We start from the raw sequence: 21,380 nt of genomic DNA, 5'->3' as shown, positions 1-21,380 counted from the left end.
CTAGATAAGTCATCTTTTATGAAATCTATTTACAGAATAATAACGAGGAAAAAAATGAGCAATCAGATTCAACAATGTATTATTGCTAAATTTGGTGGTACTAGCGTTGCTGATTATCAAGCAATGTATAATAGCGCTAAAATTGTAGCCAATAATCCAAATGTGAAAGTTGTCGTTTTGTCTGCCTCTGCCGGCATTACCAATCTATTAGTTGCTTTAGCTGAAGGTCGTGACTCCGAAATTCGCAAACAGCACATTGCTAAAATTCAAGCTATTCAATATAACATTTTAGAACAGTTACCAGAAAATCCTATTTTGCGCGAAGTAATTGATCAAGCAATTAGCAATATTTCATCATTATCTGAAGCAGCTAGCTTGGCAACCTCACCTGCATTAACCGATGAATTAGTTAGTTACGGTGAATTAATGTCTTCACGTTTATTTGTTGAAGTCTTAAAGCAATTAGATAAACATGCAATCTGGTTTGATGTTCGCAAAGTGATGCGAACCGATAATAAATTTGGTAAAGCCACACCAAAAATTGAAGAAATTAAACAATTATGTTGTGCACATATAAAATCATTAAATATAGAGAACATTATTGTTACACAAGGTTTCATTGGCAGTGAAAGTTCAGGGAAAACCACGACTTTAGGACGAGGGGGCAGCGATTATACAGCCGCACTACTAGGTGAAGCCTTAAATGCAACCCAAATCGATATTTGGACAGATGTTGCCGGTATTTATACAACCGATCCACGTATTGTACAAAATGCTAAAAAAATTGATGAAATTACCTTTGCTGAAGCAACTGAAATGGCAACTTTTGGAGCTAAAGTACTTCACCCTGCAACCTTAGTCCCTGCTGTTCGCAGTAATATTCCTGTCTTTGTTGGCTCAAGTAAAGCTCCAGATAAAGGTGGAACTATTGTATATAATACCAACAGTATTCGTTCTGAATTACCATTATTTAGAGCAGTAGCCCTACGTCGAAGACAGACATTATTGACCCTTAACAGCCTAAATATGTTGCATGCTCAGGGTTTTTTAGCCAATGTATTTGCTATTCTAGCTAAACACAATATCTCTGTTGATTTAGTTACCACCTCAGAGGTTAGTGTTGCTCTAACAATTGATACAACCGGTACCAGTACCGATGGAAATAGCTTACTGACAAAACCATTACTTGATGAATTATCTACTTTATGTTGTGTAGACATACAGGAAGATCTAGATTTAGTCGCCATTATTGGTAATAATTTAACCACCTTTAAAGGGATGGCTAAAAAAGTTTTTGCTTCTTTAGAAGAATATACTATTCGTTTATCTTGTTTTGGCGCCAGTACACATAATATTTGTTTTTTGGTTAAAAGTAGCGATTCCGAATCTATTGTTAAAGTCTTACATCAATCATTATTTGAATAAATTATTTGGGTGAATATTAAATTCACCCAATATTCAATCCCATAATTCACATCTAACTCAATATTTTTATTCAAGTCATTATATTAATGGTGTTAATTATCATTAATTGCCGTTATCTATTACACAAAATCATGCTAACTATTGGATTTTTAACAATAATTTTATAAAATAGCTTACAACCATAGTAATTTAATTAATTTTTTAATATCGGTAAGCGAGCTTTCATTTCTGATGCATTGATCAATAACGAGTCTAAAAAAGATTCAACAATCAGTTATCTCGTTAACAGCTTTATGTTTTTAAATTTGTTTTAGAATTTCATTTTAAAACAATGTTGTAACTTAGATTTTTGTCAATGTCATTAATATAGGAAGTCAATCATGGGTATTTTAAGCTGGATTATTTTGGGTCTTATTGCTGGTTGGTTAGCAAAATTCTTCATGCCGATTGGTACAGTAGGTATTGTTAAAACGATACTACTGGGTATTGCCGGTGCATTAATTGGTGGTTATATCAGTACTTTTCTTGGTTGGGGTTCGGTATCCGGTTTTAATTTCCCGAGTTTAATTATTTCGGTATTAGGTGCCATTTTACTGATTTATATTTACCGTTTAATCAAACAATAGTTGTTACGTACCCAGCTTCATGCTGGGTTTTTAATTTTCCTTTTTGATTAAATTAACTGTAAGTCTAATTTAATTTATCCTGTCTCTTGGAGCATAGGATTAAGTTTGTTATATTGTTGAATAGTTTACAAACATCAATTTGGAAAATTCATGTTAAAGATCTTTAACACCCTTACTCGAGAAAAAGAACAATTTCAACCCATTCACGCTAACAAAGTCGGTATATATGTTTGCGGAGTAACTATTTACGATTTATGTCATATTGGACATGGTAGAACCTTTGTCGCTTTTGATGTTATCACCCGTTATTTACGTTTTTTAGGTTATGATTTAACTTACGTGCGTAATATCACTGATGTTGATGATAAAATAATTAAGCGTGCTTTAGAAAATGGCGAAACGTGTGATCAACTCACTGAACGTATGTTACAAGAAATGTACGCTGATTTTGATGCGCTAAATATTCAAAGACCAGATATTGAACCTCGTGCTACTCATCATATACCACAAATCATTGCCTTGGTGGAAAAATTACTAGCAAATGAACATGCTTATATTGCTGATAATGGTGATGTGATGTTTGCTGTTGATAGTGATCCAAATTACGGAATTTTATCCCGACAAAATTTAGAACAGCTACAAGCTGGAGCAAGGGTTGAGGTCGTTGATGTAAAACGTAATCCGATGGATTTTGTATTATGGAAAATGTCTAAACCAAATGAACCAAGTTGGGATTCGCCTTGGGGTAAAGGTCGACCAGGTTGGCATATTGAATGTTCTGCAATGAATTGTTATGAGTTAGGGGAGCATTTTGATATTCATGGTGGAGGATCTGATCTCATGTTCCCACATCACGAAAATGAAATTGCTCAATCGACTTGTGCTCATCATGGTCAATATGTTAATTACTGGATGCACTCTGGTATGGTGATGATTGACCAAGAAAAAATGTCAAAGTCACTAGGTAATTTCTTTACTATCCGTGATGTACTTAAACATTATGACCCGGAAACCGTTCGTTATTTCTTACTTTCAGGTCACTATCGCAGTCAACTTAACTATAGTGAAGAGAATTTAAAGCAAGCTCGTATTGCACTTGAACGTTTATATACTGCACTGCGTGATACGGATAGCCAAATTGAATATATTCCATCAAATGGTGACTATCAACAACGTTTTCGCCTTGCCATGAATGATGATTTTAATACACCTGAGGCTTATTCGGTATTATTTGATATCGCTCGCGAAATCAATAAAGCAAAAGCAGAGAGTGATTTAGTTTCAGCTAATCAATTAGCAGCGGAATTACGTTATTTAGCAAAAATTCTTGGATTACTTGAACAAAACCCGCTACATTTTTTACAATCTGACAACCAAGATAATTTAGATGTTGCTAAAATTGAAGCATTAATTCAACAACGTAACCAAGCTAGAGCTGAAAAAAATTGGGCGCTTGCCGATCAAGCACGTGATGCGCTAAATGCGATGAACATCATTCTTGAAGATAGTGCAAATGGCACAACATGGCGAAAGAAAAGCGTTTAGTTTATCTTGTGTTTAAAATGTAAAATTCTGTACCACTTAACGGTTATACCAATTATTAAATTATTTGATGAATAATTGATATGACCGCTTAAGTATCTTTAACAAACTAAAATATCACAGTAAAAAATATCATAGTGAAAAAGATCAGTTCTACTGTTGTTTATCAATGGAAGTAAGAATACCCCGCAATATATTCAATTCTTGCTGTTCAATTCTAGCTCGAGTAAATAAACGTCGTAAACGACTCATGATTTGTCCAGGGTGATGAATATTAATAAAGCCCGTTTTAATTAAGCATTGTTCTAAATGTTGATAAAAACGTTCTAAATCAATATCTTTTGGGTAAGCATTTTCTTCTATAGGTTGTTTAGGATGATCAATGCGAAGTAACATTGCTCGCCGAATCTCATAGCATAGTACTTGCACAGACATAGCCAGATTCAATGAACTATAATCAGGATTGGCTGGAATTGAAACATGATAATGGCATTTTTGTAGTTCATCGTTAGTTAATCCGACTCTTTCTCGACCAAAAACTAAGGCAACTTTATGCCCTTGTTGTACTTCATTGATGATTTTATCACCACTTTCATAAGCTTCAAGATGAGGCCATTGAAGATGTCGAGATCGTGCACTGGTCCCAATCACCAATTCACAATCAGCAATTGCCTCTTGCATAGAACTGACAATTTGAGCATTTTTTATAATATCACTGGCCCCAGCTGCTAGTGAAATAGATTGTGAATCCGGTTTTATAATTGGGTTGACTAAGCACAATTGACTTAATCCCATAGTTTTCATTGCTCTTGCTGCTGACCCCATATTACCGGTATGTGAAGTTTCAATTAATACAATTTTGATATTTGTTAGTGATAGCATTTTCTGGAAATTTAAGAATAATTTGCTTGGCATTCTAACATAAACTAGAAAAAGCCTAAAATACTGTTATACTATGCGACTAATTATTCCCATGATCTGGGAAAATCGTTTTTCGTTCTTTAACACCAATTGGAATAATCGTTATGCATCCGATGCTAAATATCGCAATTCGCGCTGCCCGTAAGGCGGGTAATGTAATCATTAAATCTTATGAAAATCCATCTTCTATTAAGGTTGATGCCAAAGCTGAAAACGACTTTGTCACCAATGTTGATCGTGCAGCTGAATCACTCATTATTGAAACAATTAAAAAAGCATATCCTGACCATACTATTATTAGTGAAGAAAGTGGGATAATCAAAGGTCAAGATTCGGATACACAATGGATTATCGATCCAATTGATGGCACCACCAATCTAATTAAAGGTATTCCTCATTGTTCAGTTTCTATTGCCGTTCGTATTAAAGGTCGCACTGAAGCGGCGGTCGTTTATAATCCAATGGGCAACGAATTGTTTACCGCTTCACGTGGTCAAGGTGCACAACTTAATGGCTATCGAATCCGTACTAACTCAAATGTTAAAGATTTACAAGGTAGCGTCATTGCTATCGCCTTCCCTCACAAAATGAAACAGTACAGCGATTGTTACTTTAATGTACTTGAGAAAATTTTCACTAAATGTAATGATTTTCGTCGTAATGGCTCTGCAGCCTTAGATTTAAGTTATATTGCTTGTGGTCGTTTTGATGCTTTTTTTGAAATTGGTTTAAAACCTTGGGATATTGCAGCCGGCGAGTTAATTTTACGTGAAGCTGGTGGTATTATTACTGATTTTAATGGTGGTAGTAATTATATGGTTTCCGGCAACATTGTTGCGGGTTCACCAAAAATAGTTAAAGAATTTCTATCGTTAACTCAAAACGATTGGCCAGATCGTTTAAAATGTTAATACATTAACCAACCTAATTATAATAACCGACATATGTCGGTTATTTCTTATCTCATTAATAAATAGCCAAACTACAAATTAAGGGTTTTTAACCAATTTGTAACATCTTTACCTAATGATTGGTGACGCATAGCATATCTAACAAAAGTTTGTATGTATCCCAATTTATTTCCACAATCATGGCTAACGCCTTTGATACAGTAAGCATTAACGATTTCATCTTCAAGTAACATGGCAATAGCATCTGTTAATTGAATTTCATCGCCTGCACCAGGTGGCGTTTTAGCCAATAATGGCCAAATCTTTTCTGACAATACATACCGCCCAACGATTGACTGGTTGGATGGTGCCTCAGATCTAGACGGTTTTTCAACTACTCCATACATTTGCGCTGTCTCACCAGCCAAAATTGCTTGACCATGGCTATCTACAATACCATACGATGAAACCATTTCTTCTGGTACCGGTTCTACCATAATTTGGCTGCTTTGGGTTTCATGATAATTTTTGATCATAGCCGCTAAATTATCTTGATTAAGATCACATTCATATTCATCAATAATGACATCAGGTAATACCACTGCAAATGGTTCATTACCGACTAACGGATAGGCACATAAAATAGCATGACCTAAACCTTTAGCTAATCCTTGTCTTACACTTGAAATGGTGACATGTTTAGGTAAAATTGATTGCACTTCAGATAACAATTGGCGCTTTACCCTAGCTTCAAGCATTGCTTCTAACTCAAAACTGGTATCAAAATGATTTTCAATTGAATTCTTAGAAGAATGAGTTACAAAAATAATTTCGGTTATACCTGCTGAAATACACTCCTTAACAACATATTGTATTAATGGTTTATCCACAACAGGGAGCATTTCTTTAGGAATAGCCTTTGTAGCAGGTAACATTCGAGTTCCTAACCCAGCCACGGGGATTACGGCTCTTCTAACTTTTCCCGTCACAGACGGTTTAAAATTGCTAAACATAATTATTCCTATTAATAAAATAAAAAGAAATCAGACTACTCTATTATTTTTTCAACTATATTCACATAGTCAGGTTTATTATTAATAAAGGTATTCTTCACTCTAACGGAAGTTAAAAAATAAACTATCCAAATCACACTACACACCAGTGAGATAATTATTTCAGATTCATTGCTATAACTAAATAATGATAACCCAAATACAAAAAGAATATAAAATATAATTGATATGATTATGTCGAATAATTGAACCACAATATACCATTTGGGTGTTCTGTAATCTTTACTAAAAAATAAGTAAGCCAAATAGAAATAAAAAAACGTTAATATACCCATACATAAAATTTGTGAAATAGAAAAAATAAGCGTATAAATGCTATAAAATGAGGTTCTAGATGAAAACAGATCGCTCAAGATACCTAATTTATTTGCCGAAATTATCATGGTCAAGATATAAAAACAAAGGCTCGGAATCGAAATGATTATTTCGATTGCAGGTATAATGAGCCATCCTTTAATCCCTTCTAACGTTTTTTTATTATTCATATTAAATGCGTTTTAGTAATTTATTAGTGTCAGCCCTTTATCGTTTACTAATTGTGGATTAAATTTAGTATCAGCTAATGAATTAACAGATACATAAACGACTTGGCAATTCGTTAAGATTGCTTGATAAAAAACATATTTTGCTTCTTTATCTCGCTTTTCCTTTTGTTGTGGTGTTAAATAGATATCCTCATTATCATTATTATCATAAAAAAGATCATAGATCGATGCTTGGCGTCCCCATCTATTAATCTTACGATAATTAACCTCAAATACTTTTCCCGTTAGTTTACCATGCATATTTTGATATTTAGCTGAAAGCGTTGCACTGGCTCGACTTTGCGCCACATAAACATGATTAAAACCTTTGTTTATTTGATTTTCTGCTAATTTATCGAATTGAAATTCAGTACCTGATAACTTGTTATATTGGCAATCAGGTATAGTAGCTGGCTCTGTCTTAAAATTAAGTACCTGACATCCTGTCAATAAAACTGCCAACAAACTCAAAAAAAAGAAATTATTTTTCATATTATATAATAGGGTAATGTTAACTATAATTATTTGTATAACGTTAACCCCCCTTCTCCTTTAATCAAATCAATTTACTGCCCTGATGCGTGAGATAATGCTTCTCCACCAGATTGGATATCTTCGCCAACACCATTTACCGTATGACAACCTGAAACAGCAAGAATTAATAAGAGGCTTGAACATATTAATACTAATTTACGCATTAGATTTCTCCTTAATTTAAACAACCTTGGCTAACGCCTTGGCGACACTGACAACATTACGATCATTTAATCCAGCAACACACATACGACCACTGCTAATTAAATAAATAGCGTGATCGTTTTTTAATTTTTCAACTTGTGATTCACTTAAACCTGTATAACTAAACATCCCCTGTTGTAGTAACAAATAATCAAAATTCCGATTGGGCACTGCTTGTTTTAAAGTATGTACCATACTCATCCGCATTTGTTTAATACGATCACGCATAGCATTAACTTCACTAATCCATAATGCTTTTAATTGCGGATTATTTAATACATGTGAAACAATTTGTGCACCGGTATTAGGAGGGCTAGAATATATACAACGTACTGTTGCCTGTAATTGACCGAGAACGCGACTTGCTATTTGCTGATCATCACAGATTACTGATAAGCCACCGACCCGTTCACCATATAAGGAGAAGACCTTAGAAAAGGAATTGCTAATTAAACCACATAAACCCGATGAAGCTAAAGCTCGAATTGCATAAGCATCCTCATCAATACCATTAGCTAAACCTTGATAAGCGATATCCATAAAAGGAATTAAATCTTGCTGTTTAAGTACAGAAATAACTTGATCCCACTGCTCATTTGTTAAATCAGCACCAGTAGGATTATGACAACAAGGATGGAGTAAAATAATGCTCTTTGCTGGTAGTTTACTTAAAGTTTCGAGCATTGCATTAAAGTCTACACCACCAGTTTGGCTATCGAAATAAGGGTATGAATTAACTTTAAAACCCGCTCTACCGAAAATCGCTTTATGATTATCCCAAGTAGGATTACTCACCCATACTTGTGAATTAGGATAATAACGATATAGAAAATCAGCCCCCACTTTTAATGCACCCGATCCGCCTAATGTTTGGATCGTTACCACTCGACCGGAATTAATAATTGGATTATCTTCACCAAATAATAAGTGTTGAATAGATTGACAATATTTAGCCAATCCACTCATTGGTAAATATAATGCTGCTGAATTTCTTGATTGATACAGTGCATCAATTGCATGTTTAACACAAGTTAATTGTGGCACTATACCCTTCTCATCATAGTAATAGCCAATACTTAGATTAACTTTACCATCTCTTTTATCGTTATTAAAATCAACAACTAAAGATAATATTGGATCCCCTGCATATGGTTCAACACTTTCAAACATAATAAAGCCTTATTTTTAAATTATAGTATTAATTAACATCAAAATTATTACATCAAGCCTTTTGCCAATCAATATCCATCATTTTATTTGTTAAAATACTCTTTATTATCACGCATAATTATCTTTAATTTTAGATAACAAACAAAAGACTAATTTGTTTCAGCTAATTTAACTAATTCAGCTAACTTTTCCTTTGTTCCAGCATAATTATTTGAACTATCTAACTGTAATTGATATTTATTATTTACAATAATGGTTGGCACATATTGCAACTCATAAGATTTAGCTAATTCAAATGCTTGAGCAATAGATTTGTCCACATCAACAGATTGATAATATTTTGCGAGTTGCTCACGATCAACATTTTCGCTAGCAGCCCAATCTAATAACTCATTATCATCTTCAAGATTTAGTTTTTGTTCATGGATGGCATTGTAAATTAATGGTGTGATTCTAGCTTGTTCCTTAGAAGAAATTAAACCTAGAGCATAATAAAGTCGTGCATAAGCAAACCATTTACCTTTTCTAGGTATAGCAATACGTTTGAAAGTAACATTAGGTGATTGCTCTGTTAACCAAGCTAGAAGTTCTGGTTCCAATTTATAACAATAAGAACAGCCATATGAAAAGAATTCAATTACTTCAACTTTGCCTTGAGGAATATTCTCATATGTTGGCGGGTTTTTTAAAACTACATAATCTTTATTTTCCGTTAGTTCAGCATTTGCCATACCGACAATAAAGAAAGATAAAGTAATTAAAGATACTCTTAAAATAGATCTAATCATATGGTAACTCCATTATATTTATATACGAAACCAAGTATTAAATAATAATATTTATTATCTTAATAAAACGCAATAAGTAATTGAAAATATTAAGAATATTTACATTCATCAATCAATTTTAAATCGATAAATGTTATTTAATATTTATTTCCTCGAAAACGTTTTTCATTTGTTTCTTGAAGCAATCACTTCTATTTCTACTTTGGCATCTTTGGGAATTCGTGCAACTTGTACACATGAACGTGCGGGAAATGTCGCATGGTTATCAATAAAAAACTGCTCGTATACGGCATTCACAGCAGCAAAATCATTCAAATCAGCTAGAAATACCGTAGTTTTAACAATATTAGCCGGTGTTAAATCAGCAGCCTCTAAGATTGCTTTTATATTTGCTAAGCTTTGTTTTGCTTGTTCGCTAACATCTTGTGGCATTAGACCTGTTTTTACATCAATTGGAATTTGCCCAGAAACGAAAACAAGTTGATTTAGATCAACAGCTTGTACATAAGGACCAATTGCCGCTGGAGCATGTTCAGAATTTATAATTTTTACCATTTCTACTGACCTTTTAATAAAGTGTTATTATAGATATCATACCTTTCACCAAACTAGTATATAAGTAAAAACGACAAAAGTGTAAAACTTTAAATCTTAGGAATCTATTTTATTCTGCATTCAAAATGCTAAAGGAGTGCAATAATTGACTTATCAAAAAGAGATAAAGTGCTTTTATTAGTAGGAAATAATTAAAAAATACTAACGAAAAAGTCTTAATAAATGATTGATTTATATTTATAAAAGACAATAAAACATATTAATGAATTTTCTAACACATTACATTTGAATTATTGCCTTATTACAATTAGTAATTATATAAATTTATATCTAACATTTTATAACTACACATTATTATTCAGCATGCCTAGCCTGTTTTTCAACATAAAAACATGATACTTTATGTTGACAATAATCAACTAATTGCGGTTGATGTTGAGTACAATGCTCAAATGCTAATCGACAACGAGCATTAAATGCACACCCTGTCGGCGGATTTAATGGGCTTGGTAATTCCCCAGTCAATTTTATTCGTTCTCTTCTTAAATCAGGATTTAATCGTGGTGTCGCAGATAAAAGAGCCTGAGTATAAGGATGCTGTGGATTATCGTATATGCTATTTTTATCACCTTGTTCCACGCACCGTCCCAAATACATTACCATAACATCATCTGCAATATGCTCAACTACTGATAAATCGTGAGAAATAAACACATATGATAATCCTAATTCTTCTTGTAAATCCATCATCAAATTTAGAACTTGAGCACGAACAGAGACATCTAAAGCTGAGACAGGTTCGTCTGCTACAACAATTTCAGGATCAAGCATTAATCCTCGGGCAATAGCTATACGTTGTCGCTGTCCGCCTGAAAACATGTGCGGATATCGATTATAAAATTCCTCTTTCAAACCTACTTTACTCATCATTGCTAATACTTTAGCTTTCCTATCACTTTTAGATAAATCAGTATTAATCAATAACGGTTCTTCAAGAATCGTACCAATTTTTTTTCGCGGGTTTAATGATGCATAAGGGTTTTGAAAAACAATTTGGATTTTTTGACGGCGCAATTTATCCATTTTAGGATCAGATTCTAATAAATTATTCCCTTTAAAATACAGTTCCCCAGCAGTTGGTCGTTCAATCATTGTTAGCATTCTGGCTAGCGACGATTTGCCACATCCCGATTCACCCACAACGGCCAATGTTTTTCCTTTCTCAAGGGTAAAAGAAACACCATCAACAGCTTTAACGTGTTTTGTTTGACGTTTAAATACACCGCTTTTGACGTTATAGTACTGTTTAAGATTTTTTGCCTCTAATAGCAATGGATTGGTTGTAGAATTATTCATAGTTTGGATGTCCTTCTATAGATAAAGGATAATGACATTTCACTTGTCGGTTTTTGCCAAAAGCATGTAATGCTGGCTCACTTGTTCTACACTTCTCATCAGCGTAAGGGCAGCGAGGATTTAATAAGCAACCTAGTGGTCGATCATATTTACCAGGAACTACACCAGATAATGAGGCAAGACGTTGTTTGTCTTTTGTAAATTCAGGTAATGAATTGAGTAAAGCCTGTGTATATGGATGCAATGGTGTTTTAAATATTATATTGGCATCACCGATCTCTACAATTTGTCCAGCGTACATTACAATAATCTTATTTGCTGACTCTGCAACTAACGCTAAATCATGAGTAATCAATACTAATGCCATATTGTCTTTTTTCTGCAGATCCAATAGTAACTCGATAATTTGACCTTGAATAGTAACATCTAAGGCTGTGGTAGGTTCATCTGCAATTAATAACTTAGGATTACAAGCTATTGCTATTGCAATCATTACACGTTGACTCATTCCGCCTGAAAGTTGGTGTGGATAAACATTTAAACGATTTTCAGGATCTGGAATACCGACACAGTTAAGCAATTCAATTGCACGATCGCGGCGCTGTTTTTTACTCCCACCTTGATGGATTTTTAGCGCCTCCATAATTTGATAACCTACTGTAAAACATGGATTCAGACTGGTCATCGGGTCCTGAAAAATCATCGCCACATCAGCACCAACAATTTTACGTCTGGCTTTTTCCGAAATTGTTTTCAAGTCTTGTCCATCAAAATGTAAGGCTTTCGCAGTTACTTTTCCAGGAAAATCAATTAGTCCCATTATGGCTAATGAACTAACAGATTTGCCAGAACCAGATTCACCTACGATTCCGACTACTTCACCTTGTTCTACTTGATAGCTAATTCGATCCACAGCTTTAAAATCGCCAAATTGAACAGCTAACTCATTAACTTCTAATAATGCCATAATTCACTCCCTTACTGTTTCAACTTAGGATCAAGCGCATCACGCAAACCATCACCCATTAAATTAAATGCCAGCACTGTCATTAATATGACTAGTCCAGGGAATGTAACAACCCACCAAGCCGATTGTACAAATTGTAAAACATCAGATAGCATTGTTCCCCATTCTGGTGTCGGTGGTTGAGCACCCATTCCCAGAAAACCTAATGCTGCCATATCTAAAATTGCATTGGAAAAACCAAGGGAAGCCTGAACAATCAAAGGTGATAAGCAGTTTGGAAGGATATTAATAAACATTTGACGAAAAGCTCCAGCACCTGCAACTTTCGAAGCAACAACATAATCTTTATTAACTTCAGATAACATTGCAGCACGAGTCAAACGCACATAATGAGGTAAGGCGATAAATGCTAAAGCAAAAGCTGCATTGGCAATAGATGGTCCAAGAATCGCAACCATAACCAATGCTAAAATGAGACTTGGTAATGCCAACATAATATCAACAATACGCATAATCATTGTATCGACAATTCCACCAATATACCCAGCGATAAGCCCTAAGGTAATCCCTAAGATAAGTGACAGAATTACGACTAAACAACCGATTAAAAGAGATAAACGAGCACCATATATTAAGCGTGATAAAATATCGCGTCCAACATCATCCGTACCCAATATAAACTGCCAACTTCCTCCTTCCATCCAAACTGGAGGGGCGAGTAAGGAATCTCTAAATTGTTCAGAAGGTAAATGTGGGGCAACAAAATCGGCAAAAATTGCTAGAAATACGACAAGTAAAATGTAGATTAATCCAACAACTGCACCTTTATTTTTTTTGAAATAAAACCAAAATTCTTGTAATGGTGTCATTGGCTTAGGTGCGTAATTTGTTGCATCTTGCTCAATGATCGTTTCTGATAAATTTTTTTCATTCATGGGCAAAATACTCTTATTATTTGTGACGAATTCGAGGATTGATAATGCCATATAACATATCAATGACTAAATTAACCAAAATGATTAAAGTCGCGACGATTAAAACGCCACCTTGTACAACGGGATAATCACGCCGTTGTAATGATTCAATAAGCCAACGACCAATACCCGGCCATGAAAAGACTGTTTCAGTTAAAATAGCACCAGCAAGCATTGAACCAACCTGTAAACCAATTATGGTAATGACGGGAATCATCGCATTACGTAAAGCATGCACTAACACAATTCGCCAACGGCTGAGACCTTTAGCTCGGGCAGTTCGAATATAATCTTCACTAAGTACTTCTAACATTGATGAACGTGTCATACGAACAATAACTGCCAGTGGTATAGTGCCTAAGACCATGGATGGTAAAATCAGGTGTTGTACAGCGTCAATAAAATCGCCTTCTTCTCCCCAAATCAACGTATCAATTAGCATAAAGCCAGTCAGAGGATTACTATCATCTAAAAATAGCATATCACTGACTCTTCCTGAAACTGGTGTTAAATTGAAATGTACAGATACCAACATGATTAGCATCATTCCCCACCAAAAGATTGGCATGGAATAACCAGTTAACGATAAACTAATTGCTGTATGGTCAAATATTGACCCCCTTTTCACTGCTGCAAGTACGCCAATAGGCACGCCAAAAACAACAGCAAATAACATCGCCGACATTCCAAGCTCAAAAGTAGCTTTGAAGCGTGGAACAAACTCGTCCCAAACCGGTACGTGGCTTTTAAATGAAACGCCTAAATCGCCTTTGAAGATACCAATGAGATAATCAAAATATTGTTGATAAAGGGGTTTATTCAGACCAAGCTGTGCCATTAATTCAGCATGCCTTTCAGGAGATACGCCTCGTTCTCCAGCAAATATTAATACTGGATCACCGGGGATGAGGTGCACGAAAACGAAGGTTAAAATAGTAATACCTAAGAAAGTCGGTATTATCATACCAAGTCGTTTTAGAATGAATTGGAACATGATTTTGCTCTTTGCTTATTATATTATGATTTGTTATGTTATATAGTTAGGCAATATATTCACGAAAATATTAAGAGTGCTTTATTTAATTATTCAATTAAATAATGTGCGGTGTTTTAATTTCACTTCCTTGAGAGCGTTATTAATATTTAGATTCGAAAATAACTGCTTCAACCATTTAATTACTCTTATAAAAATTAGGCACTAAAGTATAGTTAATTCTGATTATTTGTCTATACTCACAATCATATATCATCTATTCAACATAATTCGAATAAATTCAGTTACAATCATATAAAAGTAAGAAAATAATTATTTTAATATTTCTAATTTTCGATTTTGTTGATTAATATTTTCAACAAAAAAATATAATTTTTATTATTTTGGTAAATAACTTAACATTAAAAAAGACACAATATAAAAAGTCCTGTTAGTGGAACAGGACTTATAAAAAAGTTGATAACCAAACAACATTATTTTTCAATACTTACTTGATTGAAATTATGTAGGGATAATGGATCCATTATGTATCCCTTTACTTCTTTACGTACTGGTATATAAACCATTGAATGCGCAATTAAAAATAATGGAACTTGCTCATGCATAATCACTTGAGCTTGTTTATACAGTTCTGTACGTTTTTCCTTATCAGATTCAACTCGACCTTGTTGTATTAGATCATCAAACGGTTTATAACACCAGTGTGCGTAATTTGAGCCACCCTTAACTGCATCACAACTCAATTGAACTGAGAAGAAATTATCAGGATCGCCATTATCGCCATTCCACCCCATAAATAATGCATCATGTTCACCATTACGTACACGGGTTAAATACTCACCCCATTCATAGCTAACGATTTTAGCAGTTACGCCAATTTTTGCCCAATCAGCTTGAACCATCTCTGCCATTCGGCGTGCATTAGGATTGTAAGGTCGTTGTACTGGCATTGCCCAAAGATTAATAGTAAAACCATTTTCTTGACCGGCTTCTTTTAAAAGTTGCTTTGCTTGTTCTGGATCATAAGGATAATCTTGCACGTCATTATTATAACCCCACATAGTTGGTGGAATGAAATTCTTAGCAGGTTCCGCCGCACCCTGATATATTGCATCAATAATGGCTTGTTTATTAATAGCTAAAGTAAGCGCTTTACGGACTTTTATATCATTTAAAGGCGGTTTATCCATATTATAAGCAAGGAAACCAATATTTAAACCAGCCATTTCATCTACAACGATATTTTTATCTTGTTTCATTTGAGGGACATCAGCAATATTAGGATAAGGCATTACATGACATTCGCCTTTTTGTAATTTTGCATAACGCACAGCAGCATCTGGCGTAATGGTAAATACTAAGCGATCGAGCTTCGCTTTTTCACCAAAATAATCTGGATTTGCTTTAAATAATATACGTGAATCTTTCTGATATTGTACTAACGTGAATGGACCTGTACCTATTGGATTTGAATCGAATTTTTCTGGTGTACCCGCTTTCATCATAGCATCAGCATATTCCGCAGACAAAATAGAAGCAAATGACATTGCCATATCTGCTAAAAATGGCGCTTCTTGATGGGCAAGATGGAAAACAACCGTATGATCATCTACCTTTTCAATACTTGTGATTAAAGAATCCATGCCCATACTGGTGAAATATTCATATTGACCACCAGATACATTGTGATAAGGATGATTAGCATCCTTTTGACGCATAAAACTAAAAATGACATCATCAGCATTTAAATTACGTGTAGGTTTGAAGTTTTTATTACTTTGCCATTTAACATCATCACGTAAATGGAACGTATAAGCAGTTTTAGAATCATCAATTTCCCAAGATTTAGCAATAGATGGTATGATTTCTGTAGTACCGAGTTTAAAATCAACTAAACGATTGAAGACGGGTACAGCACTAGCATCTAATGAAATTCCACTCGTCACCAATTGGGGATTGAAATTTTCAGGCGAAGCTTCTGCACAATAAACAAGTGTACCGGCGGCATAAATATTGCTGCTTGCCAGCATGGCAAGTAAACCTGCTCCTAATATTAATTTCCGCTTAAATTTCCTTAAATTGCTCATTTTATTTCCTCTATAAATTTTTAATCATTCAAAATAAACAACCAAAACCCAACTAAATAGAATTTTTTGGCATATAACAAATATGACATTTCATCATTGTATTTTGTTGACCTTTAGAATAAGTCCGTCAACATCAACTACTACCACTCTTTCACCGACAGCTAAATTCTGATCGCTTGTTGCCATCCATGTGCCATCGTTGATTTTTACTCTACCATTACCATTAGTAATAGCTTCGACAACCACGGTTTTAATACCAATCAAATCACTTTTAGGTTGATTTAAAGCCCTTTTTTTCGATTGATTCATATTTTTATGTTTTAACCACAAAAACCATACATAAGCCGTTACCATTGTTAATATTGCAAATATAATCCAGAGGAAAGTCCATGATAATGGTATTATCCAAGCGATAATGGCGACAAAAAAAGCTGAAACTCCACTCCATAATGAATAACCACTAGTTCCTAATAATTCGACAATGAGCAATATCCCACTTAAGATTAAGAAAAACCAATGCGGACTATTATATATAGTTGATACAACGTTATAGGTCATTTTTATTCTCAGTTTTTAAATGATTATTTCTTTGCGTTATTTAATAATTCAGCGATACCACCTATACTTCCCATTAAATTACTTGCGTCTAATGGCATCATCACAACTTTACTATTTTTAGCTGAACCAATTTGTTGTAATGCCTCAGTATATTTTTGTGCTACAAAGTAATTAAGGGCATTAATATTACCTGATGCAATCGCTTCAGATACCATTTTGGTTGCTTTTGCTTCCGCTTCCGCTGCACGTTCACGGGCTTCAGCTTGTAAGAATGCCGCTTGTCTTTCACCTTCCGCTTTAAGAATTTCAGACTGTTTTTCCCCTTCTGAACGTAAAATAGCTGCCTGCCTTACCCCTTCAGCTTCCAATACTTCAGCACGTTTATTACGTTCTGCTTTCATTTGTGCATTCATTGCGGCAATTAATTCTGTTGGTGGGCGCACATCACGAATTTCAATACGGGTAACTTTCACTCCCCAAGGATTGGTAGCTTCATCTACTATACTTAATAAACGGCTATTAATATGATCACGTTGAGATAGCATTTCATCCAATTCCATTGAACCTAATACAGTACGAATATTCGTCATCATTAAATTTATAACGGCTCTTTCTAGCTGATTGACTTGATAGGCGGCTCTTGCTGCATCTTGCACTTGTATAAAACAAACAGCATCAATTTGAACATTTGCGTTATCTTTAGAGATTACTTCTTGGGATGGAATATCTAAAACTTGTTCCATCATATTTATTTTATGCCCCACCATATCCATGAAAGGAATAATAATATTTAAACCTGGTTCTAAAGTATGCGTATATTTGCCAAAACGTTCGATTGTATACTCATAACCTTGAGGAACAATTGTAATTGCTTTATAAACAGTAATTAACGCTAATATAACCAAAATTAAGACTGCAATGAAAAATATAGACATGTTAATTTCTTCTCTTTCTAATTGTAAAAAAATAGTTGTTTTGTAGGCTATAAAAATCATTTTCCTCAGTTGTCCTGAAGAAATGATTAAAATAAATTTAATTAAAATGTAAATTTTATGTAATTACTATAAATTAATTGTCAATTCTGTCAAATATTCGATATCCGTTTTTTTAAATCACTCCAAAAATAGAAACCTTGTTCATTTTTATTTAAACCATCGATCTCAAGTGGATGGTGCATTGGAGGATTATTAAGTGTCAACTCACTGGCCAAATGTAATTGTTCTATAGTTTGATACATATATTCAACTTTAAAATAATGTTGTTGATCGTGCTTATTACGCCAGCGTTGAATAACTAACTTACCACCAATTGGCGTTTCCTCAATTTGATGCGGTAATTGATAATCTTTAAAACCTAAAGCACCTGTAATAGCAGCAATATTGCAATCATGCCCAACAAGTATGACTAATTTATGTTGTTGCTGAAACATTTGATTAACGAATTCAACTAATGGCTTGGCAATATGTTTTGCTAATAGTGGTGATTTAAATAACAAATTTATATATTGGTTTTTAATATTCGCAATCATTGCCCGTTGCTCTTCGGTAGCTATCAGTCCCCAAGCATTATCTTGCTTTGTAAAACCAGAATAATACTGCAATAGTAATGCATCAGCTATTGCAGTTCCGACAGCTAATGAACCTCTAATAATTGGTTCTTCATTTACAATTAAATTAAATGAACTAGGTAAGTCTGCCAATTCACATTGTACTTTTTGATAATATTGTGACTGTCGATAATCGAGGATATCTGACAATAATTCGTAAGCTGGTTTAAGTTGTAGATTTAACTGTTCAATTAAAAACTGGGAGTGGGTGTAATGTTGAATATCTTTAATCACGCTCTGCTTAAAGATTTCGGAATCATCACGTACAACAGGGTCAAAAATAGGATCCATTCGTTGAATAGGATATTTATGATTAATTGGAACATCTAATCCGGGAAATGCACCTAATGTAAAATATTGAGCTGTTGCAACCGTTCGCTGAATGCTATTAGCATAGACAAAAACTTCATCAGGAGAGACTTCAAAATTTTGTTGCTGCATCCATTTTTTAAAATAAGCACCAAAATAATTCTCCAAAATACCTCCCCGATTGGTCAAGTAACCTGGAGCGCTATCCCATTGTGGCCATGCTTTAGGAGTGACAGTCTCTAATAAACGTAAAGTTTCGGGTAATGCTGTTCTAATACCATGTCGACTAATGACAAGTATTTGCTCTAATTGATACTCATTCATAATGTATCTACCTACTGTATGCAAAATAATCCCTGTGAACCTTTATTTTATGTGATATTTATTATGTTAACTATCCTTTTTCAAAATAAAGCACAGCATGAAAAAGATGAAATAAATTCATCTTTTTCATGTCAGATTCATCAGTAGCTATTTTTATTAGAAATTAGCGTTATTTAAAATTATTGTTGTACTAACTTCTAGATTAAGATCACCGCCAAGTTGGGGATAATGTTCTTTCATCTTACGAACAATATCATAAATTGAATGGTTGCTTTTTAATACCTCATCATAGGTATTAATATATTGATGTGTAAATTCAATAGATTCATTTGCTACAGGATCATTACCTAAGTAATGTCCAGGTATAGTAATTCTTGGTGATAGATTACGCATTTCTAAAACTGTTTTATCCCAAAGCATTCGTTGCTCAGATGTTCGAGCATCTGCCGTCCAGATGAACATGTTATTTGACAATAAAGAACCGCCAATAATCATTCTTTGTTTTGGCATCCATAAATAAGTTCGATTTGGATCGTCGCCTTTTACAATAAATGAATCTTGACCAAAATCAAACGTATTGCTTGTCAGTGCAGTTGGAATAACAATGCGTTTTGGCGCTTGATCACCGATGTATTTACGCCAATATTTTAATTTCCCAATACCTTCGCGTCTGATCTTTTCAACCGTTGCACTTGTTGCGATAACATGAGCATTAGGATAAGCATTTAAAACAGTATCTAAACCAAAATAGAAATCAGGATCGCCATGACTAATATAAATTAAAGTTAACGGTTTACCGCTTTTTTTAATTTCCTCAACGATTTGTTGTGCTTCTTTATTTGTAAACTGAGTATCAATTAGCATAGCTTGATCTTCAGTATATAAAATAGTGGCGGTTACCGGGAACATGGAGTCAGAACCAGTATTATGAACAGCCCCTGATATAACTTTATAGTTTTTAGGTGCTGTACATGCTGATAGCATAAGAGCTACAAAAAATATAAAAAGATTGCGTTTAAGAAAAGCCATTTCATCTCCTACTTATAATTAACATGATGCGATTTAGTAATCGACATCATGTTGATATTATTTTTTAATTTTGTTGGTATTTTGATTAAAAATATATTTTTTATGAAATGTTGCTTAATCTAACACAGTTATAGCAATTTTGGCGAAATATTTCTGGTCATTCTACCCGACAAAATTGTAAATCCCACACGCCATGACCTAAATTTAAACCTCTTTTTTCAAATTTTGTCATAGGTCGATATTCTGGTCTTGCTACATATCCATTATCTAAAGAAAGGTTTTGAAAGCCAGGTGCATGAGTTAAAACTTCCAACATATGTTCGGCATAATTTTGCCAATCTGTCGCTAAATGTATCATTCCGCCCATTTTTAACTTGCTACCTAATAATTGTATAAATTCAGGTTGAATAATTCTGCGTTTATTATGTTTTGCTTTATGCCATGGATCAGGAAAAAAGATTTGTACTTTACTAAGAGATGCATGAGGTATCATATTTTCAAGTACTTCTACTGCATCATGACACATGACTCTAACATTTTTTAAATGTTGCTGATCAATTGCCATTAAACACGCCCCAACACCAGGGCGATGTACTTCAATCCCTAAATAATTTTCATTTGGTTGCTTACTCGCCATCTCAACAAATGAAGCCCCCATCCCGAAACCAATTTCTAGTACAGTAGCGTTATCATTATTAAAAAGCTGATGAAAATCTAATTGCTGTTGATTATTGTAATCAATACCACACGTAGGCCATAATTTTGCTAATGCTTGTTCTTGCCCTTTTGTTAATCTACCTTGCCTTAATACAAAACTACGTATTTGTCGTTTTGGTCTACCATCCTCCATAATTTGAGACGTCATAATATTAGGCTGATCATTATTTACGAATTTTTGATTCATGTTACTATTTTAAACTACAA

Annotated in this window: 22 protein-coding genes; 4 read left to right on the top strand and 18 right to left on the bottom strand. The window is 34.1% G+C overall.

All coding sequences use genetic code 11. The features are described 5' to 3' along the window. The first annotated feature begins 54 nt into the window (after window positions 1–54). The 3 genes from lysC to cysS all read left to right on the top strand — a co-directional run bounded on the left by lysC (window position 55) and on the right by cysS (window position 3,596). Window positions 55–1,425 carry a lysine-sensitive aspartokinase 3 gene (gene lysC, locus FPB0191_RS02345; protein WP_039103726.1) on the top strand — a complete coding sequence of 457 codons (1,371 nt, stop codon included), beginning with the start codon at window positions 55–57 and terminating at the stop codon, window positions 1,423–1,425. A 380-nt stretch (window positions 1,426–1,805) separates the two neighbouring features. Then, entirely contained in the window at window positions 1,806–2,051 is a 246-nt protein-coding gene (locus FPB0191_RS02340; RefSeq protein ID WP_039103725.1) for a GlsB/YeaQ/YmgE family stress response membrane protein, read from the top strand. A gap of 150 nt (window positions 2,052–2,201) precedes the next feature. Further along, on the top strand, window positions 2,202–3,596 hold the full coding sequence (gene cysS, locus FPB0191_RS02335; protein ID WP_039103722.1) for a cysteine--tRNA ligase: 1,395 nt from the start codon (window positions 2,202–2,204) through the stop codon (window positions 3,594–3,596). A gap of 150 nt (window positions 3,597–3,746) precedes the next feature. Here the strand turns inward: cysS and trmJ are convergent, their stop codons facing one another. After that, the gene (trmJ, locus tag FPB0191_RS02330) at window positions 3,747–4,508 is read right to left on the bottom strand and encodes a tRNA (cytosine(32)/uridine(32)-2'-O)-methyltransferase TrmJ (protein ID WP_211305607.1); all 762 of its coding nucleotides are present in this window, start codon (window positions 4,506–4,508) and stop codon (window positions 3,747–3,749) included. Window positions 4,509–4,618: 110 nt separating this feature from the next. Between trmJ and suhB the strand changes: the two genes are divergently transcribed. Continuing rightward, window positions 4,619–5,425: an inositol-1-monophosphatase gene (gene suhB / locus FPB0191_RS02325; protein WP_039103720.1), complete on the top strand. Its 807-nt coding sequence runs from the start codon at window positions 4,619–4,621 to the stop codon at window positions 5,423–5,425. A 71-nt stretch (window positions 5,426–5,496) separates the two neighbouring features. Here the strand turns inward: suhB and galU are convergent, their stop codons facing one another. The 17 genes from galU to trmB all read right to left on the bottom strand — a co-directional run bounded on the left by galU (window position 5,497) and on the right by trmB (window position 21,360). After that, window positions 5,497–6,417, bottom strand: coding sequence for a UTP--glucose-1-phosphate uridylyltransferase GalU (gene galU, locus FPB0191_RS02320; RefSeq protein WP_039103718.1), 921 nt, complete (start codon window positions 6,415–6,417; stop codon window positions 5,497–5,499). 35 nt (window positions 6,418–6,452) lie between these two features. Then, a complete protein-coding gene (locus FPB0191_RS12490) occupies window positions 6,453–6,962 on the bottom strand; it encodes a DUF2569 family protein (RefSeq protein WP_082018211.1) in 510 nt (169 codons plus the stop codon). Window positions 6,963–6,974: 12 nt separating this feature from the next. Beyond that, entirely contained in the window at window positions 6,975–7,493 is a 519-nt protein-coding gene (locus tag FPB0191_RS02315; protein WP_162485145.1) for a hypothetical protein, read from the bottom strand. 74 nt (window positions 7,494–7,567) lie between these two features. Next, window positions 7,568–7,699 carry an entericidin A/B family lipoprotein gene (locus FPB0191_RS11850; protein ID WP_082018210.1) on the bottom strand — a complete coding sequence of 44 codons (132 nt, stop codon included), beginning with the start codon at window positions 7,697–7,699 and terminating at the stop codon, window positions 7,568–7,570. Window positions 7,700–7,715: 16 nt separating this feature from the next. Then, on the bottom strand, window positions 7,716–8,909 hold the full coding sequence (locus FPB0191_RS02310; protein ID WP_039103714.1) for an amino acid aminotransferase: 1,194 nt from the start codon (window positions 8,907–8,909) through the stop codon (window positions 7,716–7,718). A gap of 149 nt (window positions 8,910–9,058) precedes the next feature. Next, on the bottom strand, window positions 9,059–9,697 hold the full coding sequence (locus FPB0191_RS02305; protein WP_039103712.1) for a thiol:disulfide interchange protein DsbA/DsbL: 639 nt from the start codon (window positions 9,695–9,697) through the stop codon (window positions 9,059–9,061). Window positions 9,698–9,862: 165 nt separating this feature from the next. Beyond that, on the bottom strand, window positions 9,863–10,252 hold the full coding sequence (locus FPB0191_RS02300) for a RidA family protein (RefSeq protein ID WP_039103709.1): 390 nt from the start codon (window positions 10,250–10,252) through the stop codon (window positions 9,863–9,865). A gap of 354 nt (window positions 10,253–10,606) precedes the next feature. Further along, window positions 10,607–11,608, bottom strand: coding sequence for a peptide ABC transporter ATP-binding protein (locus tag FPB0191_RS02295; RefSeq protein ID WP_039103706.1), 1,002 nt, complete (start codon window positions 11,606–11,608; stop codon window positions 10,607–10,609). Next, the gene (gene dppD, locus FPB0191_RS02290; RefSeq protein WP_039103703.1) at window positions 11,601–12,575 is read right to left on the bottom strand and encodes a dipeptide ABC transporter ATP-binding protein; all 975 of its coding nucleotides are present in this window, start codon (window positions 12,573–12,575) and stop codon (window positions 11,601–11,603) included. The genes FPB0191_RS02295 and dppD overlap by 8 nt, the downstream gene beginning before the upstream one ends. An 11-nt stretch (window positions 12,576–12,586) precedes the next feature. Beyond that, window positions 12,587–13,510, bottom strand: a complete 924-nt coding sequence (gene dppC, locus FPB0191_RS02285; protein ID WP_039103701.1) for a dipeptide ABC transporter permease DppC — start codon at window positions 13,508–13,510, stop codon at window positions 12,587–12,589. A gap of 16 nt (window positions 13,511–13,526) precedes the next feature. After that, entirely contained in the window at window positions 13,527–14,543 is a 1,017-nt protein-coding gene (gene dppB / locus FPB0191_RS02280; protein WP_039103699.1) for a dipeptide ABC transporter permease DppB, read from the bottom strand. A gap of 473 nt (window positions 14,544–15,016) precedes the next feature. Then, entirely contained in the window at window positions 15,017–16,630 is a 1,614-nt protein-coding gene (locus FPB0191_RS02275) for an ABC transporter substrate-binding protein (protein ID WP_039103696.1), read from the bottom strand. A 93-nt stretch (window positions 16,631–16,723) separates the two neighbouring features. Further along, window positions 16,724–17,188 carry an NfeD family protein gene (locus FPB0191_RS02270; protein WP_039103694.1) on the bottom strand — a complete coding sequence of 155 codons (465 nt, stop codon included), beginning with the start codon at window positions 17,186–17,188 and terminating at the stop codon, window positions 16,724–16,726. 23 nt (window positions 17,189–17,211) lie between these two features. Next, the gene (locus FPB0191_RS02265) at window positions 17,212–18,123 is read right to left on the bottom strand and encodes an SPFH domain-containing protein (protein ID WP_039106493.1); all 912 of its coding nucleotides are present in this window, start codon (window positions 18,121–18,123) and stop codon (window positions 17,212–17,214) included. A 149-nt stretch (window positions 18,124–18,272) separates the two neighbouring features. Beyond that, window positions 18,273–19,427, bottom strand: coding sequence for a histidine-type phosphatase (locus FPB0191_RS02260; protein ID WP_052236699.1), 1,155 nt, complete (start codon window positions 19,425–19,427; stop codon window positions 18,273–18,275). Window positions 19,428–19,583: 156 nt separating this feature from the next. Continuing rightward, window positions 19,584–20,456 carry an MBL fold metallo-hydrolase gene (locus FPB0191_RS02255; RefSeq protein ID WP_052236698.1) on the bottom strand — a complete coding sequence of 291 codons (873 nt, stop codon included), beginning with the start codon at window positions 20,454–20,456 and terminating at the stop codon, window positions 19,584–19,586. 157 nt (window positions 20,457–20,613) lie between these two features. After that, window positions 20,614–21,360: a tRNA (guanosine(46)-N7)-methyltransferase TrmB gene (gene trmB, locus FPB0191_RS02250; RefSeq protein ID WP_052236697.1), complete on the bottom strand. Its 747-nt coding sequence runs from the start codon at window positions 21,358–21,360 to the stop codon at window positions 20,614–20,616. Between the last annotated feature and the right edge of the window lie 20 nt (window positions 21,361–21,380).

The sequence above is a fragment of the Frischella perrara genome (assembly GCF_000807275.1).
GTDB lineage: Bacteria > Pseudomonadota > Gammaproteobacteria > Enterobacterales > Orbaceae > Frischella > Frischella perrara.
The sequence above is the reverse complement of the archived record's forward strand: the minus strand, read 5'-3'. Positions and strand labels throughout refer to the sequence as shown.